General features: G+C 61.3%; 14 protein-coding genes. 10 read left to right on the forward strand and 4 right to left on the reverse strand.

The features are described 5' to 3' along the window. Positions 1-72: 72 nt before the first annotated feature. The 4 genes from VM054_06030 to aspS all read right to left on the reverse strand — a co-directional run bounded on the left by VM054_06030 (position 73) and on the right by aspS (position 4,539). On the reverse strand, positions 73-1,137 hold the full coding sequence (locus VM054_06030; protein HUT98615.1) for a radical SAM protein: 1,065 nt from the start codon (positions 1,135-1,137) through the stop codon (positions 73-75). A 22-nt stretch (positions 1,138-1,159) separates the two neighbouring features. After that, complete coding sequence (locus VM054_06035; GenBank protein HUT98616.1) at positions 1,160-2,209, reverse strand: hypothetical protein; 1,050 nt, start codon at positions 2,207-2,209, stop codon at positions 1,160-1,162. Between the two features lie 5 nt (positions 2,210-2,214). Continuing rightward, positions 2,215-2,406 carry a 4Fe-4S binding protein gene (locus tag VM054_06040; GenBank protein HUT98617.1) on the reverse strand — a complete coding sequence of 64 codons (192 nt, stop codon included), beginning with the start codon at positions 2,404-2,406 and terminating at the stop codon, positions 2,215-2,217. Positions 2,407-2,706: 300 nt separating this feature from the next. Beyond that, the gene (gene aspS / locus VM054_06045) at positions 2,707-4,539 is read right to left on the reverse strand and encodes an aspartate--tRNA ligase (GenBank protein ID HUT98618.1); all 1,833 of its coding nucleotides are present in this window, start codon (positions 4,537-4,539) and stop codon (positions 2,707-2,709) included. Between the two features lie 329 nt (positions 4,540-4,868). On the opposite strand from aspS, the gene VM054_06050 reads away from it, so the two are divergent. The 10 genes from VM054_06050 to VM054_06095 form a co-directional block, all read left to right on the forward strand. Beyond that, positions 4,869-7,535, forward strand: coding sequence for a TonB-dependent receptor (locus VM054_06050; GenBank protein ID HUT98619.1), 2,667 nt, complete (start codon positions 4,869-4,871; stop codon positions 7,533-7,535). 109 nt (positions 7,536-7,644) lie between these two features. Further along, positions 7,645-10,041 (forward strand): hypothetical protein, encoded by a 2,397-nt coding sequence (locus tag VM054_06055; GenBank protein ID HUT98620.1) that lies wholly within the window; start codon positions 7,645-7,647, stop codon positions 10,039-10,041. Positions 10,042-10,127: 86 nt separating this feature from the next. Continuing rightward, positions 10,128-11,135, forward strand: coding sequence for a PorV/PorQ family protein (locus VM054_06060; GenBank protein HUT98621.1), 1,008 nt, complete (start codon positions 10,128-10,130; stop codon positions 11,133-11,135). A 401-nt stretch (positions 11,136-11,536) separates the two neighbouring features. Beyond that, entirely contained in the window at positions 11,537-13,045 is a 1,509-nt protein-coding gene (locus VM054_06065; GenBank protein HUT98622.1) for a GWxTD domain-containing protein, read from the forward strand. 45 nt (positions 13,046-13,090) lie between these two features. Continuing rightward, positions 13,091-13,894: a MotA/TolQ/ExbB proton channel family protein gene (locus VM054_06070; protein HUT98623.1), complete on the forward strand. Its 804-nt coding sequence runs from the start codon at positions 13,091-13,093 to the stop codon at positions 13,892-13,894. 12 nt (positions 13,895-13,906) lie between these two features. Next, the gene (locus VM054_06075; protein ID HUT98624.1) at positions 13,907-14,317 is read left to right on the forward strand and encodes a biopolymer transporter ExbD; all 411 of its coding nucleotides are present in this window, start codon (positions 13,907-13,909) and stop codon (positions 14,315-14,317) included. Between the two features lie 11 nt (positions 14,318-14,328). Next, a complete protein-coding gene (locus VM054_06080; protein ID HUT98625.1) occupies positions 14,329-14,742 on the forward strand; it encodes a biopolymer transporter ExbD in 414 nt (137 codons plus the stop codon). Between the two features lie 62 nt (positions 14,743-14,804). After that, entirely contained in the window at positions 14,805-15,479 is a 675-nt protein-coding gene (locus VM054_06085; protein ID HUT98626.1) for a TonB family protein, read from the forward strand. 294 nt (positions 15,480-15,773) lie between these two features. Then, positions 15,774-16,268, forward strand: coding sequence for a hypothetical protein (locus tag VM054_06090; GenBank protein ID HUT98627.1), 495 nt, complete (start codon positions 15,774-15,776; stop codon positions 16,266-16,268). Positions 16,269-16,280: 12 nt separating this feature from the next. Then, on the forward strand, positions 16,281-16,891 hold a 611-nt coding region (locus tag VM054_06095), incomplete at its 3' end, for a hypothetical protein (protein ID HUT98628.1).

Raw genomic sequence — 16,891 nt, forward strand, 5'->3', positions numbered from 1 at the left:
TTTATCGTACGCCCCCTTTCACCACCAACAAAAAAGCCCCTCTCGGGACTTTCTCGAAGGATACCGACCGACTCAGGCCGTCTCGGCCATCCCCCCGTTGCGCCGGCCGATGAGCCGCCGGAGGTGGCCCTCGGCGAGGAAGCTGATGGGGTGTTCGAGGTAGTGGATAGGCTCCATGTAGCAGCTCATGTAGCACAACCGGCCGCAGTGGTGCCGCGGCGCCTCGCGGTAGGCCCGCTTCAGCACGGCCCACAGGCTCGGCTCCTCCAGCAGGTTCCCCGCCACCCAGTGCATCTTCGTGCAGGGGTAGAAAACCTGGCCCAGCGGCCCCACCTTGGGGGTGACCGTGGCGTAGCAGCGGTAAGGGAGGAAGTCGCGCACCCGCTCGAGGTAGAGGGTAGTGTTGAGGACGGGGTAGCCTTGTTCTTTGCGGCGGATGAGCGCGTCGATGAGCGCCCGGTACTCGGGGTTGCCGACGAGCTCCGGGTTGGGCTCGAAGCCGTCCACCCGCGGCACGGCGTTGAAGCTGACCCCGATTTCGGCGGCGAAGTCCAGGAGCGGCAGCACCTGGCCTAAATGGTCGGGGAGAATCACGGCGTTGATGTTGATTTGGAAGCCCTTTTCGTCCTGGGCCTTCGCGTAGTGGCGAAGGTTGCCCATCACCCGGTCGCAGGCGCCCTTGACGCGGACGATGGAGTCCCAAATCTCCGGCACCGTGGAATCCAGCGAGACGATGAGCTGGTCCACGTAGTCCAGCAGGACCTCGTGGCGGCGCATCTGCATGAGGTTGGTGTTGAGGACCAGCGGGGCGAAGCCGAGCGCGTGGGCGCGGCGGATGACCTCGTCGATGTCGGGGAGGATGAGAGGCTCGCCGCCGGAGATGTCCAGGGCCGGGATGCCGGGGCGGATTTTTTCCAGGACGCGCAGCTTGTCCGCCGTGGGCAGCTCCCGCCGGTCCATCTTCGGGTAGCCGCAGTAGACGCAGCGCATGTCGCAGCGGTTGGTGATGTTGTAGCTGGCCAGGACGGGGTAGACCTCGCGCCCGCGGGCCGAGTCCTTCTGGAACCGGACCTTGACGATGTTCTTCGCCAGGTTCGCCAGCCACTGGGGTCGGATGCGCTTGAGGCTGAAGGCCATAATATCCCCGCAGAGTATTATATTAAAATTCAGCTAGTAAAGAACACCTACAACCTGGAAACCAAGGTGGGCTTTTTTCTCTAAGCTCATCAATTTTATAGATTTTTTGCCTTTTAAGACAGTAAGAAGTTGAATTATCAGTAGCTAATACTTGCATCTTTTTTACGAAACCTGAATTGACAGCCTGTTCAATTTCTCTAGCAGTATAACAACTCATAGAAAGTGTATGTGACAATAAATTATAGAGAGCGAGCTCTAAAGAAAGAGGTAAATTTGGATCATCCAAATCAATATCAACTTCGTCATCACTGTCATATGAGGAGTCAACCGAACCAACGTTTTCAAAAGCATTTTCTACTGAAAATTCTTTCCTTTGATTCGGAATATAATTGTTTTCTCCAGATGGCACGCCCAAGTCATCGAGCATTTTTGATAATTCCATTTCCTTACTAGAATCTACTAAACAATTTATCAAATCCTCTTTTTTCCCTACAGCGCGTAATCCTGCTGTTTTTGAAACCTTCTGGACAAGATGATAATCCGTAATAACTAGTCTATCAGCTGGTTTTGTGGCTTCACGTACAATATTCCATTTAACAAGTTCGCGTATTAGCTCAGGATTAGGAAAATCATCTTCGTTATATGCTAGAGGATAATTACTATGAAAAAGTTTTAAATAATAATATTTAATATTTAACGGTAAATCGTTTGCTTTAGTTTTAATTTCTTCAGGTGACTCCTCAAACCACCTTTTTATCTGATAATCCTCTATAGATGTTTTTATCCTTGGTATTTTATCAAAGTAGCGCAAACAAGGTTCCCACATGTAAGGAAATTCGTTTTCTTTTCGAAAGCGTTGTAGCCATTCTATTAATTCTGGCCAATCCCAATCAACTCCGCTTAACGCCTCCTTTATTTGTCTATCTAGGTACTTTTCGCCATTCAGAAACGCAGGTATCCAATATTCTCGGATTTTCTGCTTAGCATTTTCAGGCGCTACTATTCGGGATAAAACATTTTTAACTGTCTCTTGGATAATATCCTTCCCTTGACTGTTTTCAAATTTCTTCATTGAGGTTACCGAACGGCCTCCGCCGTTTCAACCAGGCGGAGCGCCCCCACCGGGCAGAGCTTGGTGCAGATGCCGCAGCCGTTGCAGAGCCCCTGGTCCACGACCAGCGTCAGCTCGTCGAGGAGGAGGGCCATCGTGGGACACACCCCCACACACCCCCCGCAGTACGCGCAGAGTCTACGGTCAATCTCGAGCATACACCGCCACCTGGCGCCTAAGCGGTTAACTAAGGATAGCACGCCCGGGCGTCCCGCGTCAACCGAATCGCGAGGACCCGCATGGTAAAAAACGGGCGAGACCCTTGACGAGCGCCATTTTCCGGGCTAATAAAGACCCGCAGCGGGGTGTGACCATGGAACGCGCGCGAGGAGTCGTAAGAATCGCGCCCACCAGGAACAAGGGGTGTAAACCCCTTGTCTCCTCGCCGACCGGACTCGCCGGGGCTCCTCTTTTTCTTGGGCGCCCAACTATCCCCGGAACCCCCGTCATCGGCCAGGTCAGCCCGATTGCGTCCCCTCATCGCCTCCGCGGGCGATTTTTTTCGTCCCGCCCTCCAGCCGGAGGCCGAGCTCGGCGAGCTGCGCCGGGTCCACGGCCGAGGGCGCGTCGGTGAGCGGGTCGTAGGCCCGCAGCGTCTTGGGGAAGGGGATCACCTCGCGGATGTTCTCCCGCCCCAGCATGAGGGCGATGAGCCGGTCCAGCCCCGGCGCGATGCCGGCGTGGGGCGGCGTGCCGTAGGACAGCCCCTCGAGGAAGAAGCCGAACCGCTCCCGAACCGCCTCCTCGGAGAGCCCCAGGGTGTGGAACACGCGGCGCTGGACCTCGTGGTCGTGAATCCGGGGGCTGCCCGAGGCTATCTCCACCCCGTTGACGACGATGTCGTAACTGGCCGAGCGGACCGAGAGCGGGTCGGATTCGAGCCGCTCCAGATCGTCGGGGTGGGGCATGGTGAAGGGGTGGTGGCTCGAGGTGAGGCGCCCCTGGTCGTCGGTCTCGAAGAGCGGGAACTCGACCACCCACAGCACGTCCCAGCGGCCGGGGGGGATGAGCCCCAGCTCGTCGCCGAGGGCCAGGCGCAGGCGGGAGAGGGCGGTGTTGACCCGACCGGCGGGCCCGGCGGCCAGGAGGAGGAGGTCACCCGGCCCGGCGCCGCACAATTTCATGAGCTCACCGGCCGCCGCGTCCGTCAGGTACTTCTTAATGCTGGCGTTCCAGGAGCCGTCTTCGAGCCATTTGACCCAGACGAGGCCGCCCGCTCCGGCGGACCTGGCGATGTTCTCCCAGACGTCGAGGGTTTTGCGGCTGGCCCCGGCCTGACCGGGCACGCGGATCCCGCGCACTACTCCGCCCCCGTCGAGCGCCCCCTTTATAAAGGAGAGCTCCGTGTCGCGGAAGACCTCCGAGAGGGTGACCAGCTCCAGGCCGAAGCGGGTGTCCGGCTTGTCGGAACCGTAGCGTTGCTGGGCCTCGGCGTAGGTCATCCTCGGCCAGTGGACGGGGAGCTCCACCCCGAGGAGTTCTGCCCAGAGGTGGCCGAAGAGCCCCTCGGTGACGGCGAACACCTCCTCCACGCCGGCGAAGCTCATCTCGAGGTCGAGCTGGGTGAATTCGACCTGGCGGTCGGACCGGGCGTCCTCGTCGCGGAAGCAGCGCGCGATCTGGAAGTAGCGGTCCGCGCCGGCCACCATGAGGAGCTGCTTGTACATCTGGGGGCTCTGGGGCAGGGCGTAGAAGGAGCCTGGGTAGACGCGGCTGGGCACGAGGAAATCCCGGGCGCCCTCGGGGGTGGACCGGGTAAGCACCGGGGTCTCTATTTCGAGGAAACCTGCCTCGGCGAGCCGGTTGCGCATCGCCAGCATGAAGCGGTGGCGGAAGCGGAGCATCTCGGCCATGGGGCCCCGGCGCAGGTCCAGGTATCGGTGCCGGAGCCGGAGTTCCTCGTTCACCGGCGCCGACCCAAGTGGGTCGTCGGCGATGGGGAAGGGGAGCGGTTTGGCGGGAGAGAGCACCTCGAGAGAGTCCACCAGAACCTCGACCTCACCGGTGGGTTGGTCGGGTCGGACCTGATCCGCGGGACGACGACGGACCGCGCCGCGCAGGACCACGACGTACTCGAGGTGGCAGTCGGCGGCGACCCGCCCGGCCTCGGGGGCGTGCTCGGGGTCGGCGACGACCTGGCTCTCGCCGTAGCGGTCCCAGAGGCGGATGAAGACGATGCCGCCCAGGTCGCGCACGTGGCGGACCCAGCCGCAAAGGGTGACCGTTTTCCCCAGGTCCGCGGCCGAGATGCCCCCGCAGGTGTGGGTGCGTCCGGTGTAATCGAGTGCCAAAACCGTCCCTTCACGAGAAAGAGGCCCGGGGGATGTTACCAGATACCGGGTTCGCAGTCCAGCGTCTCCGTGATGAGAACGTGTTATTTGAGGGGCATCCGCGCGCCAGGTTTTTACTTGACACAGGTTTTCGGCTGTATTAACGTTAACTATGCTTGCATAGACCGCGAGGGCTCTCCAGAAAGAGGCACCGACTACCCCGGTTGGGGGTCATCCGTCGGGCCCGAGAGCATCATTGGGGGTCCCCAAGAGGCATCATCCTTTACTTCTTCTTCTGATGATACTTGGCACGCTGAACCCCGTAACTTGACGACGAGGGAGGGTTGTTAATGAAATTGCACACGACGGCCCTGGCCCTCTGCGTCTGCCTGGTAATTGTCGCGCCCGTCCTGGCCGGCAACACAGCGCAGATCTCCGGCATCGTCGCCGACGAAAGCGGTATGCCCATCGCCTTCGCGACGATCCGGGTAGAGGGCACGGACATCCACGCCACCTCTGACGAGGACGGGTACTTCTCCCGGAGTGACGTTCCACCCGGACAGTACAACGTGACCTGCTCGGCTCCCGGGTATATGGACTTCACCTACGTCGAGATTCCCTTCCTCACCGACATGCGGCGCAACGTCAACTTCAATATGAAGCGCCCCGAGGCGGAGGAGGTGCTGACCATCACGGTCCACGCCGAGCACCGCCTGATCGAGCCCAGCCTGACGACCTCCATTGACTACATCACCGCCGAGGACATCGAGCAGCTCCCGGCGGACAACTTCTACGACCTGATGGAGAACGAGGCGGGCGTCACCAACGACGACGGATTCATGCACGTCCGCGGCGGCCGCGCCACCGAGATCACCTACATGGTGGACGACATGCCGATCCTGGATCCCGTCACCGGGTACGCCGCCACCAACGTCAACAACTCCGCCATCGCCGAGATGAGCATCATCTCGGGGACCTTCTCCGCCGAGTACGGCAACGCCCAGTCCGCCGTGATCAACATCACCACCAAGGCCGGCAGCACCAAGGAGCACGAGGGAATGGTCCGCTTCCGGCAGGAGCTCTACCAGAGCACCAAGGAATTCGGCTCCCAGAAGGTGCTGGAGTCCACCGGACAGCCCGACTGGGATTCCGTACCCACCACCTGGACCACCCGGACCCGCCAGGGACGCTTCTGGAAAGGCGAGGCGTCCGTCGGCGGCCCGATTGGCAACTTCATGACCTTTTTCCTCTCCGGCGACTACTCCGAGACCGGAACCCAGTTGATCATGCCGCGCCCCCGCTGGGAGTACAACGCCCAGAGCAAACTGCGGTTCAGCTTCTCCCAGGACATGTCCCTGACCCTTTCCGGCTCCCTGAACCAGCTCTACCGTCCGCTCTTCGACGTCCAGTACCAGTACACGCTGGACAACATGTACCACCTTTGGCGCGACTCGTATCAGGTGAGCGGCACTTGGAAGCACATGATCAACGAGAAAACTTACTACACACTCCGCGCCAACTACTTCAACTCCTGGAACCACTACGGCGTCCGCTGGGGCGACGATGATTGGCACTGGGAGAACGATCCCAACAACCCCGGGGAGCAGATCCAGGTCTGGGAAAACGGCGACGCCTGGGGCGACCACCAGATCGGCGACATGAAGTGGTGGGAGGACTACGACACGGACTGGCGCCAGGGCGGCCCCGGCGGCTGGTTCTACACCAAGGGCGACATGCGCATCTGGGAAACCCGCAAGGAGCAGATCTGGACCGGCAAGGGCGACTTCACCACCGAGATTGACGAGCACAACCTGATCAAGGCCGGTCTGGAATACACGAACTACGACGTGGATCTCTTCCAGCGCCAGCCCCTGGCCTCCAACACCTACGGCGACAAATACCACGTCTTCCCGTGGCAGGGCGCGGTGTACGTACAGGACAAGATGGAATACACCGAGATGATCATCAACCTGGGTCTCCGCTTCGACTACTTCGACCCCAACACCGACTACCCCGAAAACCCGATGGACTCCCAGGACTCCGATCCCGATTCGGATAACGAGACCTTCCAGGACATCCCCCGGGTGGACGCCGAGGCCAAGTACCAGCTCTCGCCGCGTCTGGGCGTGGCCCATCCGATCTCGGAGTTCGACAAGCTCCACTTCTCCTACGGGCACTTCTTCCAGATGCCGTCCTTCCGCTACCTCTACATGGGCAACTACGAGAAGCCGATCGGCGCCTACCCGATCTTCGGGAACCCGAACCTGAAGCCTGAGAAGACCATCTCCTACGAAATCGGCATCCAGCACCTGTTCACCAAATCGGTGCTCCTCGACGTCACCGGTTTCTACAAGGACGTCTCCGGGCAGCTCGACACCATCCGCTACAATCACCCCCTGGGCATCTGGAACTACACCCGGACGACCAACTCCGACTGGGGCAACGTCCGCGGCGTAGAACTGGTCCTGGACGGCACCTGGACCGACTGGTTCAGCTCGAAGATAGCCTACACCTACTCCATCGCCCGGGGCCTGTCGTCGGATTGGCGGCAGGGGTACGACTACTCGTACTACGGCTGGAACCTCCCGCTGGAAGCCAACCTGTTGGACTGGGACGTGACCCACACCGTCAACCTGATGCTCGACTTCCGCGACGCCGACACGTGGGGCGCCAACCTGAACTTCAGCTTCGGATCCGGCACGCCGTACTCACCCCCCACCGAGCAGGGCGGCCAGAAGAGGATAAACTCCGAGCGCATGCCCTGGTCCATGACCCTGGACGCCAAGGTCAACTACAACATAAACATGTGGGGTATGCAGTTCCAGCTCTTCGTCGAGGCGCTCAACATCTTCGACCGCTGGAACGTGAGTAACCTGGGACCCGACGAGGGCACAGGTGGTAACCGCGACTGGACGACTTTCTACTATCTCTACGGCGACGAGAACGGACCGTGGGACGACGTGGACGTCTACGACGAACCCTTCCAGCTCCGCGTCGGCGGCAGCATATCCTTCTAGGTTGCCAAGGTCGGGGTCGAACCGTCGGCCCCGACCTACCCCGGATTTGCCAAGGGCATACCCGGTTTTGTCGTAAACATTCACCGTTCTCAGCAAGGAGGAAATCTCCGTGAAGCTGAAACTTAAAATCGGCCTTTCAGCCGTGGCACTGATGGCCTTCGTCGTGGGGGTGGTGGCGGTCGGTTCAAACGGTGTGACGGCCCGCTCGCTCACCAAGGTTGAACCGGACGGCAACTTCCGCATCATGACCTTCGTCCACAACATAGGCAACTTCGGCAACACGGTGTTCAACTGCGCCAACATCGGCTCGGACAGCGTGGTGCCAAACGGCGAGTGGCCTCTCGGTTCGGGCGTTGAATACAACTACACCGGCTCGCCGTGGTTCGGCAACCAGGAGACCGTCATCCACGTGTACCACGTGATGCAAGAGCTCGACTGGTCTCCGAAGTCGCCCATCTACAACACCGACCCCGGCACACCCTACCCGCTCCCCACGTCCTTCGGCCCGCAGGAGGGCACCGACTACAGCTGGATGAGCGAGTACTGGCGCACCAACGTTCCATCGCGCGTCTCGGACCAGGACGGCCACTGGTACATGACCGACGAGGGCTCGAAGATCCAGATCGGCCTCGAGGTCTGCGTCCAGTCCATGGGCTGGAGCGCACCGGGCCACGACGAGTGGCTCACCATCTACTACTTCCTGCGCTATAAGGGAACGGCCCCGCTCGACCCCGACACATACATGGCCTTCGCCTTCGACTGCGACGTCGGCGGAGGGATCTCCTCCGGCGACGACCTGGCCCAGTTCGACGGCAACAGCACCCAGCTCGGGCAAGGCTCCGGCGAGCCCTTCGGCGACGGCGACCTCTACAACAACGTCACCTGGGCTAAAACCTCCGACTACATCCCCGACGAGTACGACTCCGTCAACTTCCCCATGCCCATTGACGGCAGCTCGGACACCCAGCCCTACTGGGAGTACTTCGCCGGTAACTCGAGTTACCAGTACGCCGCGCCGCGCAACATGAGCTACATGTTCGACTCCGAGTGGGATTCGGGCGGCCCCTACCCCGGTTTCGTCGGGGTGCGCTTCCTGCGCGCCTGCATAGATCCCGGCGGCCCCGCCGAACGTGAGTACATCGTCACCGGCCAGCACTCCTGGGACATCAACAACGACCCGGAGAACGATGCCTACAAGTTCGCCTACATGGTGGACGTCGGGACCTTCGAGGAAATCACCACCGCCTACGACTGGCGCATCTGCCCCTCGGTCGGGCCCTTCGAGGACATGTCCGGCGAGGGGATGCAGCCCGGCGAGGTGCTCGAGGTGCGCAACTGCTTCGTCATCGGAAACCACCGCAACGGGTTACGGGCGAACGCCGACCAGGCCCTGGCAGACGCCCTGGGCTTCAACGGCAAGTTCGACGACCCCCGCCAGGGGGACGAGGTTGACGACTTCGTCGTGCTCTCGCCGCCCAAGAGCGCGCTCCTCTCGGCCGGAGTTCAGGACGGCAACATCACACTCCACTGGGACCCCCTGATCAACCTCACCACCAACATCGAGGTCCTGCCCGACATCAGCTCCAACAACCAGATTGACTTCGAGGGCTACCGTCTCTACCGCGCCGCGGCGCTGGACCAGCTCGGCAACAACGCCGACCTCAAGCCCTGGTATGACGACGGCCAGACCGAGGAGCCCACGTACCTGCGCGACCTCTTGTGCTGGTGGGACAAGGACATCAACGACACGAGCGATTGGCACGGCGGCGAGTACTGGAAGGCCCCGGGCTACCACGGCCCCGGCCACCCCACCCATCCCGACCTTTCAGCCGTCCGGTACGAGTACAACCAGCTCAACAACTGGGACGACATTCAGTACGCCCCGGGCACCGGCAACCGGATCTACGAGTACATAGACGACGGGAACCACTACGCCCACTGGGACAAGTGGGTGGATTACTCCTCGCGTGGCGGTGACGACACCTGGGCCGACGACTACGACGTCCCGATACCCCAGCCACCGCGCACCCACTTCACCTACTACTACGCCGTCGTCTCCTTCGACTTCGGCGCGCACCCCTTCTACAACGAGCAGATTGGCGAGGACCCGTACCCCGCGCTCGAGGGCGGCGTGCGGGCCAACTACATTCAAGTGACGCTGACCACCGGTAACAGCGACAACCTGGACAACGTGCTGGTGGTGCCAAACCCCTACATCGGTGGGGTTGACTGGCAGACCCGTTCGGTGACGGGTATCGTCGAGCGCAAGCTCGCCTTCACCAACCTGCCCGACCGCTGCACCATCCGCATCTACACGATTTCCGGCGACCTGGTGGACATCATCGAGCACAACAACCAAACCTCCGGCACGGCGTGGTGGGACCTCCAGTCCCGCAACAACATGGAGGTGGCGTCCGGCGTTTACATCTACCACATAGACGCCACCGAGTCCGGTCTCGGCACCAAGATAGGGAAGTTCGCCGTCATCCTGGGCGAGAGACTGTAACCGACGGGGGGAGCCCGTCTCCCCCCGACACGCTTTCGAGGAAACTTTCGACATAATACAGTTTACCTGAGAGGGGGCTAGTTCTGATGAAGGCTAAAACCCTGGCGCTTCTCCTGGTGCTGATGCTGGTCTTTTCCGCCGTGGCTCAGGAAAAAACCGGAACGGCGGGCGCCCAGTTCTTGAAAATCGGCATCGGTCCCCGAATGATGGGGATGGGGGGAGCCTGCGTGGCAACCGGCCCGGCGGACGCCTCCATCGCGTTCTGGAACCCGGCGGCTCTCACCCGCATCCCCGGCGGGGACGTCTTCTTCGAGGACAACGAGTGGGTCGCCGAGACGCGGCTGATGAGCTTCGCCGGGGTGTACAACTTCGGCGTCATCGGCTTCTTCGGCCTGACCGCCACATACCTGGACTATGGCGACATGATACGTACGACCCAGGAAGACCAGGATGGTTCCCTGGGAACCTTCACGGCTTCCGACCTGGCGGTGGGTGTGGCCTACGCCCGCAGGTTCACCGACCGATTCAGCGTCGGCCTGCGCGGTCAGTACATCATGCAGACCATAGACACCTACGACGCGATGGGCTGGGGCATAGACATCGGCACCCTGTACGACACCGGCTTCAAGAGCCTGCGCATCGGGATGGCGATCCAGCACTTCGGCGGGGACATGCGCTTCGACGGTACCTACGGCGAGCTGGAGCGTGACGGGAGTGGGTACATCATGACGGATTTCAACGACTTCTCGCTGCCCATGACCTTCCGACTGGGCCTGGCCTACGATCTGTTGGAGGGCGAGGACCACTTCATCACCCTTGGTCTGGACGCCATCCATCCCAACGATGCCGAGGAGCGCGTCAACGTGGGCCTCGAGTATCGGATGTTCAACGTGGTGGCCCTTCGTGTCGGGTATCGGCTCAACTACGACTTCTTCGCCGGCACGGAGGACGACAGCCTGGTCCCGGGTCTCACCGCCGGAGTCGGCTTCAAGGTCGGCCTCGGCCGGACCTCCGACATACACGTGGACGCCGCCTACGCTGATCTGGGACGCCTCGGCTACTCGCTGCGCTTCGCCCTCGGGTTCTCCTTCTAAGAAGAGAGGACGTACGAAAAAACAAGGCGGGGGGCCGGACGCGCCCCCCGTTCAGCAAGAACCCGCCCCGGCCGAGGGTGATGATTCCTCGGGATACCTTCAGGGTTTCTACGAAACACGGGTCGCGGAGCTCCGGCGACGGTCCCGAGCGCACCCGGAAATCCAGAACAGACGAGAGGGCGCGGGGAAATTGTTGAACCGACGGGCTTTTTACCCTGATTTAGGGCCCCGGTTCTTCATCTGACAGGTACCCGGATACGGGGATCTTCGAGCTTGAGTGAGGCAAGGCCTACAAGCGAAACGAGGCAGTTACCCGGGCGCGGATCGGCGAGAAGAAGTAGAGCTTTGCCGATCCCGACACCGGAAGTTGCAGCCCCCCAGCCGGAAACGGTGGTCGTGTGATGGAAAAGAAAATAACATTCCTACTCGTGTTATTCCTCCTTCTGGCCCCGGCCGCAGCCGACTTCGGACCGTCGGACTCCGAGGGCGGCATTCTGTTCACCACCGACAGCCGCCAGTTCTTCGGCACACGGGGAACCCTCCTGGAGATCTACTACCAGGTGCCCAACACCTCGTTGAAATTCACCCCCACAACCGAGGGAACCTGGTGGGCCACCTACATCACCATGCTGGAGATTCTCAATCCCGACGGGGAGGTAATCTACCGGAAAACCGCCACCAACGACGTCGAGGTGACCCTCGAGGAACAGACACGGCAGGAATCGTTCTACTCGCTCAATACGTTTCGGGTGGAAATCGAACCCGATCTTTACGAGGCCCGGCTGATCATCGGCGACCCAAACTCGAAGCTCGAGGGTACGGCGTTGCTGCCCCTTGAGGTAAATCTCAGGCCGGTGCCCGGCATCAGCGACATCCAGCTCGCCTCCCGGGCCCGGGCGCTCAACGCGGAGGATTTCGATCCCGAGGGGAATTTCAAGGGGAAGGCCGAGCTGGTCAAAGACGACTACTTCGTCGCCCCCCTGGCCAGCCGGCGGCAGGTGTCGCCCGACGACAACCTCCTCTACTTCTTCCTGGAGCTCCTCACCGACCCCGGTGAGCACACGTTCGCCTACGAGATATACGACGAACCGGGCAGGCTCGTGGACTCCGGGGAAACCGATTTCACGGGAGGCGGGATCGCGGGCACGGTCTTCTCGGTGAACGCGGGGGACTGGACCCGGGGCAAATACACCGTCCGGGGCCGGCTGACGAACGACACCTCCGGGGAGGTCGTGGCTGAGAGGGAATCCTTCTTCTGGATCGGCTCGGTGACTCCCGAGACGGTGACGGAGGTGGCCCGCGTCTCCGACGTCCCGATGACCGACCGCGAGTTCGAGCAGATACTTCACGAAATCGGCTTCATCGCCGCCGAGGACGAGATAATTCAGCTCAAAGCCGCGCCGCCCGAGGGGCGCTGGACCGTGGTGGACCATTTCTGGGCCGTGAGGGATCCCGACCCGACGACGCCGGAGAACGAGTTCAAAATCGAGTACTACCGCCGCCTGTCCTACGTGCGCGAGCACTTCGCCACCGGCTACACCGACGGACTGGACACCGACCAGGGCCGCCTCTACGTCAGGTACGGCCCTCCCGACGAAATCGTCGAGAACCCCCTCGGCGCGGGCATCGCCGGCACGGAGCACCTGGGGGGCGAGGCCCCGGAACTCGAGGGGAGCTTCAGCGGCGACGGCCGCCAGGGAACGGCGGTTGCCGCCAGCGGCAACCAGGGCCAGACCGATTCCAGCGTGGGTGAGTTCATGGGCGTCATCGTGAACCTGGAAAAACCTCATCTTTTATGGATTTATTACTCTTCCAGCTCGGATTCAGGCATCCGGAAGTTCCTCTTCGAGGACCGGACGGGTTTCGCGAACTACGAGATCGTATGGTCGACCGAGAGGGGCGAGTACTAGACCCTTCTCCAATCTATCCACCTCTGCACCCGGGAGGACCACTCCATGGCAAAAGTCAGACGTCTCAGCCTGTTCGCCCTGCTGGTGACCACGCTCTTCGTGCTGGCCCCGGCCACGATCGTGTTCGCCCAGGAGGCCGCGGCTGAGGGCGACGCTACCACCACCGAGGGGGAAACCCCGCCCGCCGAAGGCGAAGAGCTTCCCGCCGCACCCACCGACGAGGAGGGTGAGGCCGGGTCGGTCCAGGACTACTTCGCCAAGGGCGGGGTGGTCATGTACCCGCTGCTCCTGACCTCCGTGCTGGCCGGCGCGTACATCATCGAACGCCTGTTCACCTTCCAGTTCGCCAAGATAGACGCCCGCAAGTTCACCGATCGGATCGTCGAGCTGGTCAAGGCCGGCAAGCGCGGCGAGGCCATCGAGGAGTGCAAGAAGACCCGCGGGCCCATCGCCGCCGTGTTCAAGGCCGTCCTGGAGCGCGCCGACCGCGGCGTGGCTGCGGCGGAGAAGGCGGCCGCCAACTCCGGCGCCGTGGAGCTCGCCTTCCTGGAGCGCGGCCTGATCGTGCTGGCCTCCGCCTCCACCATCGCGCCCATCCTCGGATTCCTCGGGACCGTCACCGGGATGATCCGCGCCTTCGAGGGCATCGCCCGGGCCGGTGAGGTCAAACCCACCATCGTCGCCTCCGGTATCTCCGAGGCCCTGATCACCACGGCGACGGGACTGGCCATCGCCTTCCCCGTGCTCATCATGTACAACTACTTCACCAGCCGCATTGACCGCTTCGTCCTGGAGATGGAGGAGAGCACCACCGAGCTCATTGACGCCATCGAAGACACCCAGGCTTGACGGGGGTGACCCATGGCCTTTAAACGCAAAAGCAAGGTGTCAGCCGATATACCGGCGGCGTCCATGTCCGACATCGCCTTCCTGCTCTTGATCTTCTTCATGACCACCACCATCTTCAACGTGGAGAAGGGGATCCGTCTGGTGCTGCCGGCTGAGGGTCCGTCGCTGAAGGTCAAGCAGACCCACATCATCACCGTGCAGGTCGCCGAGGACGGCTCCATCTACCTGACGACGCCCGACGGCGTCAAGCCGATTCCGAGCAAGGGCCTTTTGAAGGATGAGCTCGAAAAGCGTCTGGCCAAGGACAGCGAACTGGCCTTGATCTTCGAGGTCAGCGAGAAGGCGAACTACGAGATGATGATAGACGTCTTCGACGAGATAAAGAAGGCCAACTTCCAGCGCATCGCGCTGAAGATAAATTAGGGGGGTCGGCCGTGCAGTTGCTGAAGAAGACCAAGTCCAAACCGGAGATCCCCGCGGCGTCCATGTCCGACATCGCCTTTTTGCTGTTGATCTTCTTCATGACGACCACGGTCTTCAACGTGGACCGGGGGCCGCAGATCAAGCTCCCCTCCGCCGAGAAGGTGGAGAAGACGAAGCGCAAGGACACCGTCGCCCTCTACGTGGACCGCAACGGCAACATCAACATAGACGGGCGCTACATCGCCCTGGAGCTCCTGCCAGACATCATGACCGAGGAGGTCGCCGCGAACCCGAACCTGACGGTGATATTCAAGGCGGACCGCGGCGCCGAGTACGGGCGGCTGATGGAGGTCTTCCAGCAGCTCCAGAAATCGCGAGCCTACAAGATATCCCTCTCCACCGAGCTCGAAACCGGAGGGCTCTGACACTCCAGGAACAAACCCCGCAGCCCCGGCGTATTAAACCCGGCCAGTAGAAGGGGTTCGATATGGCAAACGAAGACAAAAGCGGCGATCGCCTCTTCGACGCGAAGGCCAAGCGCGGCCTCTTCCTCCAGGCGCTCCTTCTGTCCATCCTGTGCTGTCAGGTGGTCGTCCTGGGGATGAGCAACTTCGTGGGGCCGGTGCAGCCTTTCGTGCTCCAGCGCAACGTGCAGCAGCTGGAGAACATCGAGGTTATCAAGCCGCCCTCGAAAACGATTCAGATTCCCGAGGTCAAGCCGCCGCCCAAGCTCGTCCAGGCCGCCCCCGAGATATCCGAGGACGAGGAGGCCGCGGAGACCATTGACATCCCCACATTCGAGCACGTCGTGGTGGAGGACACCGGCCATAGCGTATTCTCCGATCTGGGGCCCATCGGCGGCGATGAGGTGGGTGAAGAGCGGGGGCTCACGCCTCCCGAGAAGATTTCCGCCCCGGACCCCGAGTACCCGCCCATGCTCAAGGAGGCGGGCTGGTCCGGCACCTGCTCCATCGGGCTCTACATTGACGAATCGGGAAACATAGGCAAGGTCTGGGTCATCCGCAGTACCGGCAAGGCCGAGGCCGATCAGGCGGCGATCGAGGCCGCCTGGGCCTCCCAGTGGAGGCCGGCCACCCAGAACGGCGTCCCCATCGCCAAGAAGATTTCCATCACCTACGAGTTCGAGATAGACGTTTACTAGCGGGACGGCGGCCCCGGCGGGGGCGTGTACCGAGCATCGAACCGGACGGAAAGCCGTCCGGTTTTTTAATAGCTACAGGGGCGAGCATTCTCTTCATTTCGGTGGCCCTTGACGACCTTGTAATTTTGTACTAGATTACATAAGTCATGAAAAGAACTACAAAAAAGGGGATGATAATGGACAAACACAAGCTCTTCTCTTCTCTTCGTTTTCGCGGCGTTCTTTCTGATTTCCTGTGAAGACGGCCTCTCGCCGTCGGAGGTCTCGCCTCTGTCAGACGACCCTCCTCCACCCTTGTACGGATTCTGGCGGATAGAAGGGGCAATTGACGCCCCGCTCGACTGGGACCCCCAGATGGACCCCGACCTGTTCCAGATCTGGTTCGGCGCGACCGAGCCCGTGTGGTCGCTCTACCAGGCCGATTGCGAACCGCATATTACTTTCAACCTGGTCTTCACCGGACAGGAGGCTTGGCGCTGGCACTTCAAGGCTGAAGGGTCTCAACACTACGAAGGTGACCCCTTTCACACCTACTTTAGTCCCCCCGCAGATTGGTGGTCTCACCCCGACGAGGGCACACCGAGGTTCAGGCGCACCTTTGTCCAGGGGTACAAGTGGGTGGAATGGGGAGGCGGCTGGGCGTTAGTGATAGCGGACGAGGACTGGTCCTTCAGCCCGAAGAATTACGCGGACGGCATTCCCCGGCTGAATTGGAAGTACTTCCAACCTTACCCTCACGGCGATTTGTTTTACTGGGCCTGGGACACCGTTTATCTCGACCTCACATGAGGAGGTAACGTCATGACCAGGATGACAATCCTTTTACTCTGCGCCCTCACGTTTTCGGCCACGCTCGGCCTCACCGGCGCTGTCGGCGTTTCGTCCCCGCACCGGGACGACGACCTGCAGGTCCTCTGGGAGGAGCCCTACGACTTCTCGCACTTGAGCGGAGGTTTTGGGAGCTGGGGGCCGCACTACACCCAGGACGACTTCACCCTGGCGACGGACGCGGTGCTCCAGGCCGTCGAATGCTGGGCGTATTACTACCCCGACGAACCCGACCACCACCCCCAGCTCTTCCACGTGGGCCTGCGCTACGACCACTACGGCATGCCCGGCGAGTACTACATCGCCAGTTATTGCCCCCATCCGAAAGAGACCTTTACCGGCGACGTTTACCTGGATATGTTTCCCGTGTACCACTACCGGTTGAACCTGGTAGACGACATCGGCGTTGAAGCCGGGACGCCGTTCTGGCTCGAAATCTACTCGGTGGCCGAAAATTTCGATTGGGGGATAAGGAACACCGGAAACCTGTACTACACGTGGACACAATACGACGCCTCTGCCTTCTTCCGCCTCCTGGGCACGCCCCTGGACACCGACGTTCAGTCCGCGAGCTGGGGGGAGAT

The organism is bacterium, assembly GCA_035528375.1.
GTDB lineage: Bacteria > RBG-13-66-14 > RBG-13-66-14 > RBG-13-66-14 > RBG-13-66-14 > RBG-13-66-14.

Coding starts and splice junctions, on each gene's coding strand:
- VM054_06030 (HUT98615.1), bottom strand. CDS start 1,137: ATGGCCTTCAGCCTCAAGCGCATCCGACCCCAGTGGCTGGCGAACCTG.
- VM054_06035 (HUT98616.1), bottom strand. CDS start 2,209: ATGAAGAAATTTGAAAACAGTCAAGGGAAGGATATTATCCAAGAGACA.
- VM054_06040 (HUT98617.1), bottom strand. CDS start 2,406: ATGCTCGAGATTGACCGTAGACTCTGCGCGTACTGCGGGGGGTGTGTG.
- VM054_06050 (HUT98619.1), top strand. CDS start 4,869: ATGAAATTGCACACGACGGCCCTGGCCCTCTGCGTCTGCCTGGTAATT.
- VM054_06060 (HUT98621.1), top strand. CDS start 10,128: ATGAAGGCTAAAACCCTGGCGCTTCTCCTGGTGCTGATGCTGGTCTTT.
- VM054_06065 (HUT98622.1), top strand. CDS start 11,537: ATGGAAAAGAAAATAACATTCCTACTCGTGTTATTCCTCCTTCTGGCC.
- VM054_06070 (HUT98623.1), top strand. CDS start 13,091: ATGGCAAAAGTCAGACGTCTCAGCCTGTTCGCCCTGCTGGTGACCACG.
- VM054_06075 (HUT98624.1), top strand. CDS start 13,907: ATGGCCTTTAAACGCAAAAGCAAGGTGTCAGCCGATATACCGGCGGCG.
- VM054_06085 (HUT98626.1), top strand. CDS start 14,805: ATGGCAAACGAAGACAAAAGCGGCGATCGCCTCTTCGACGCGAAGGCC.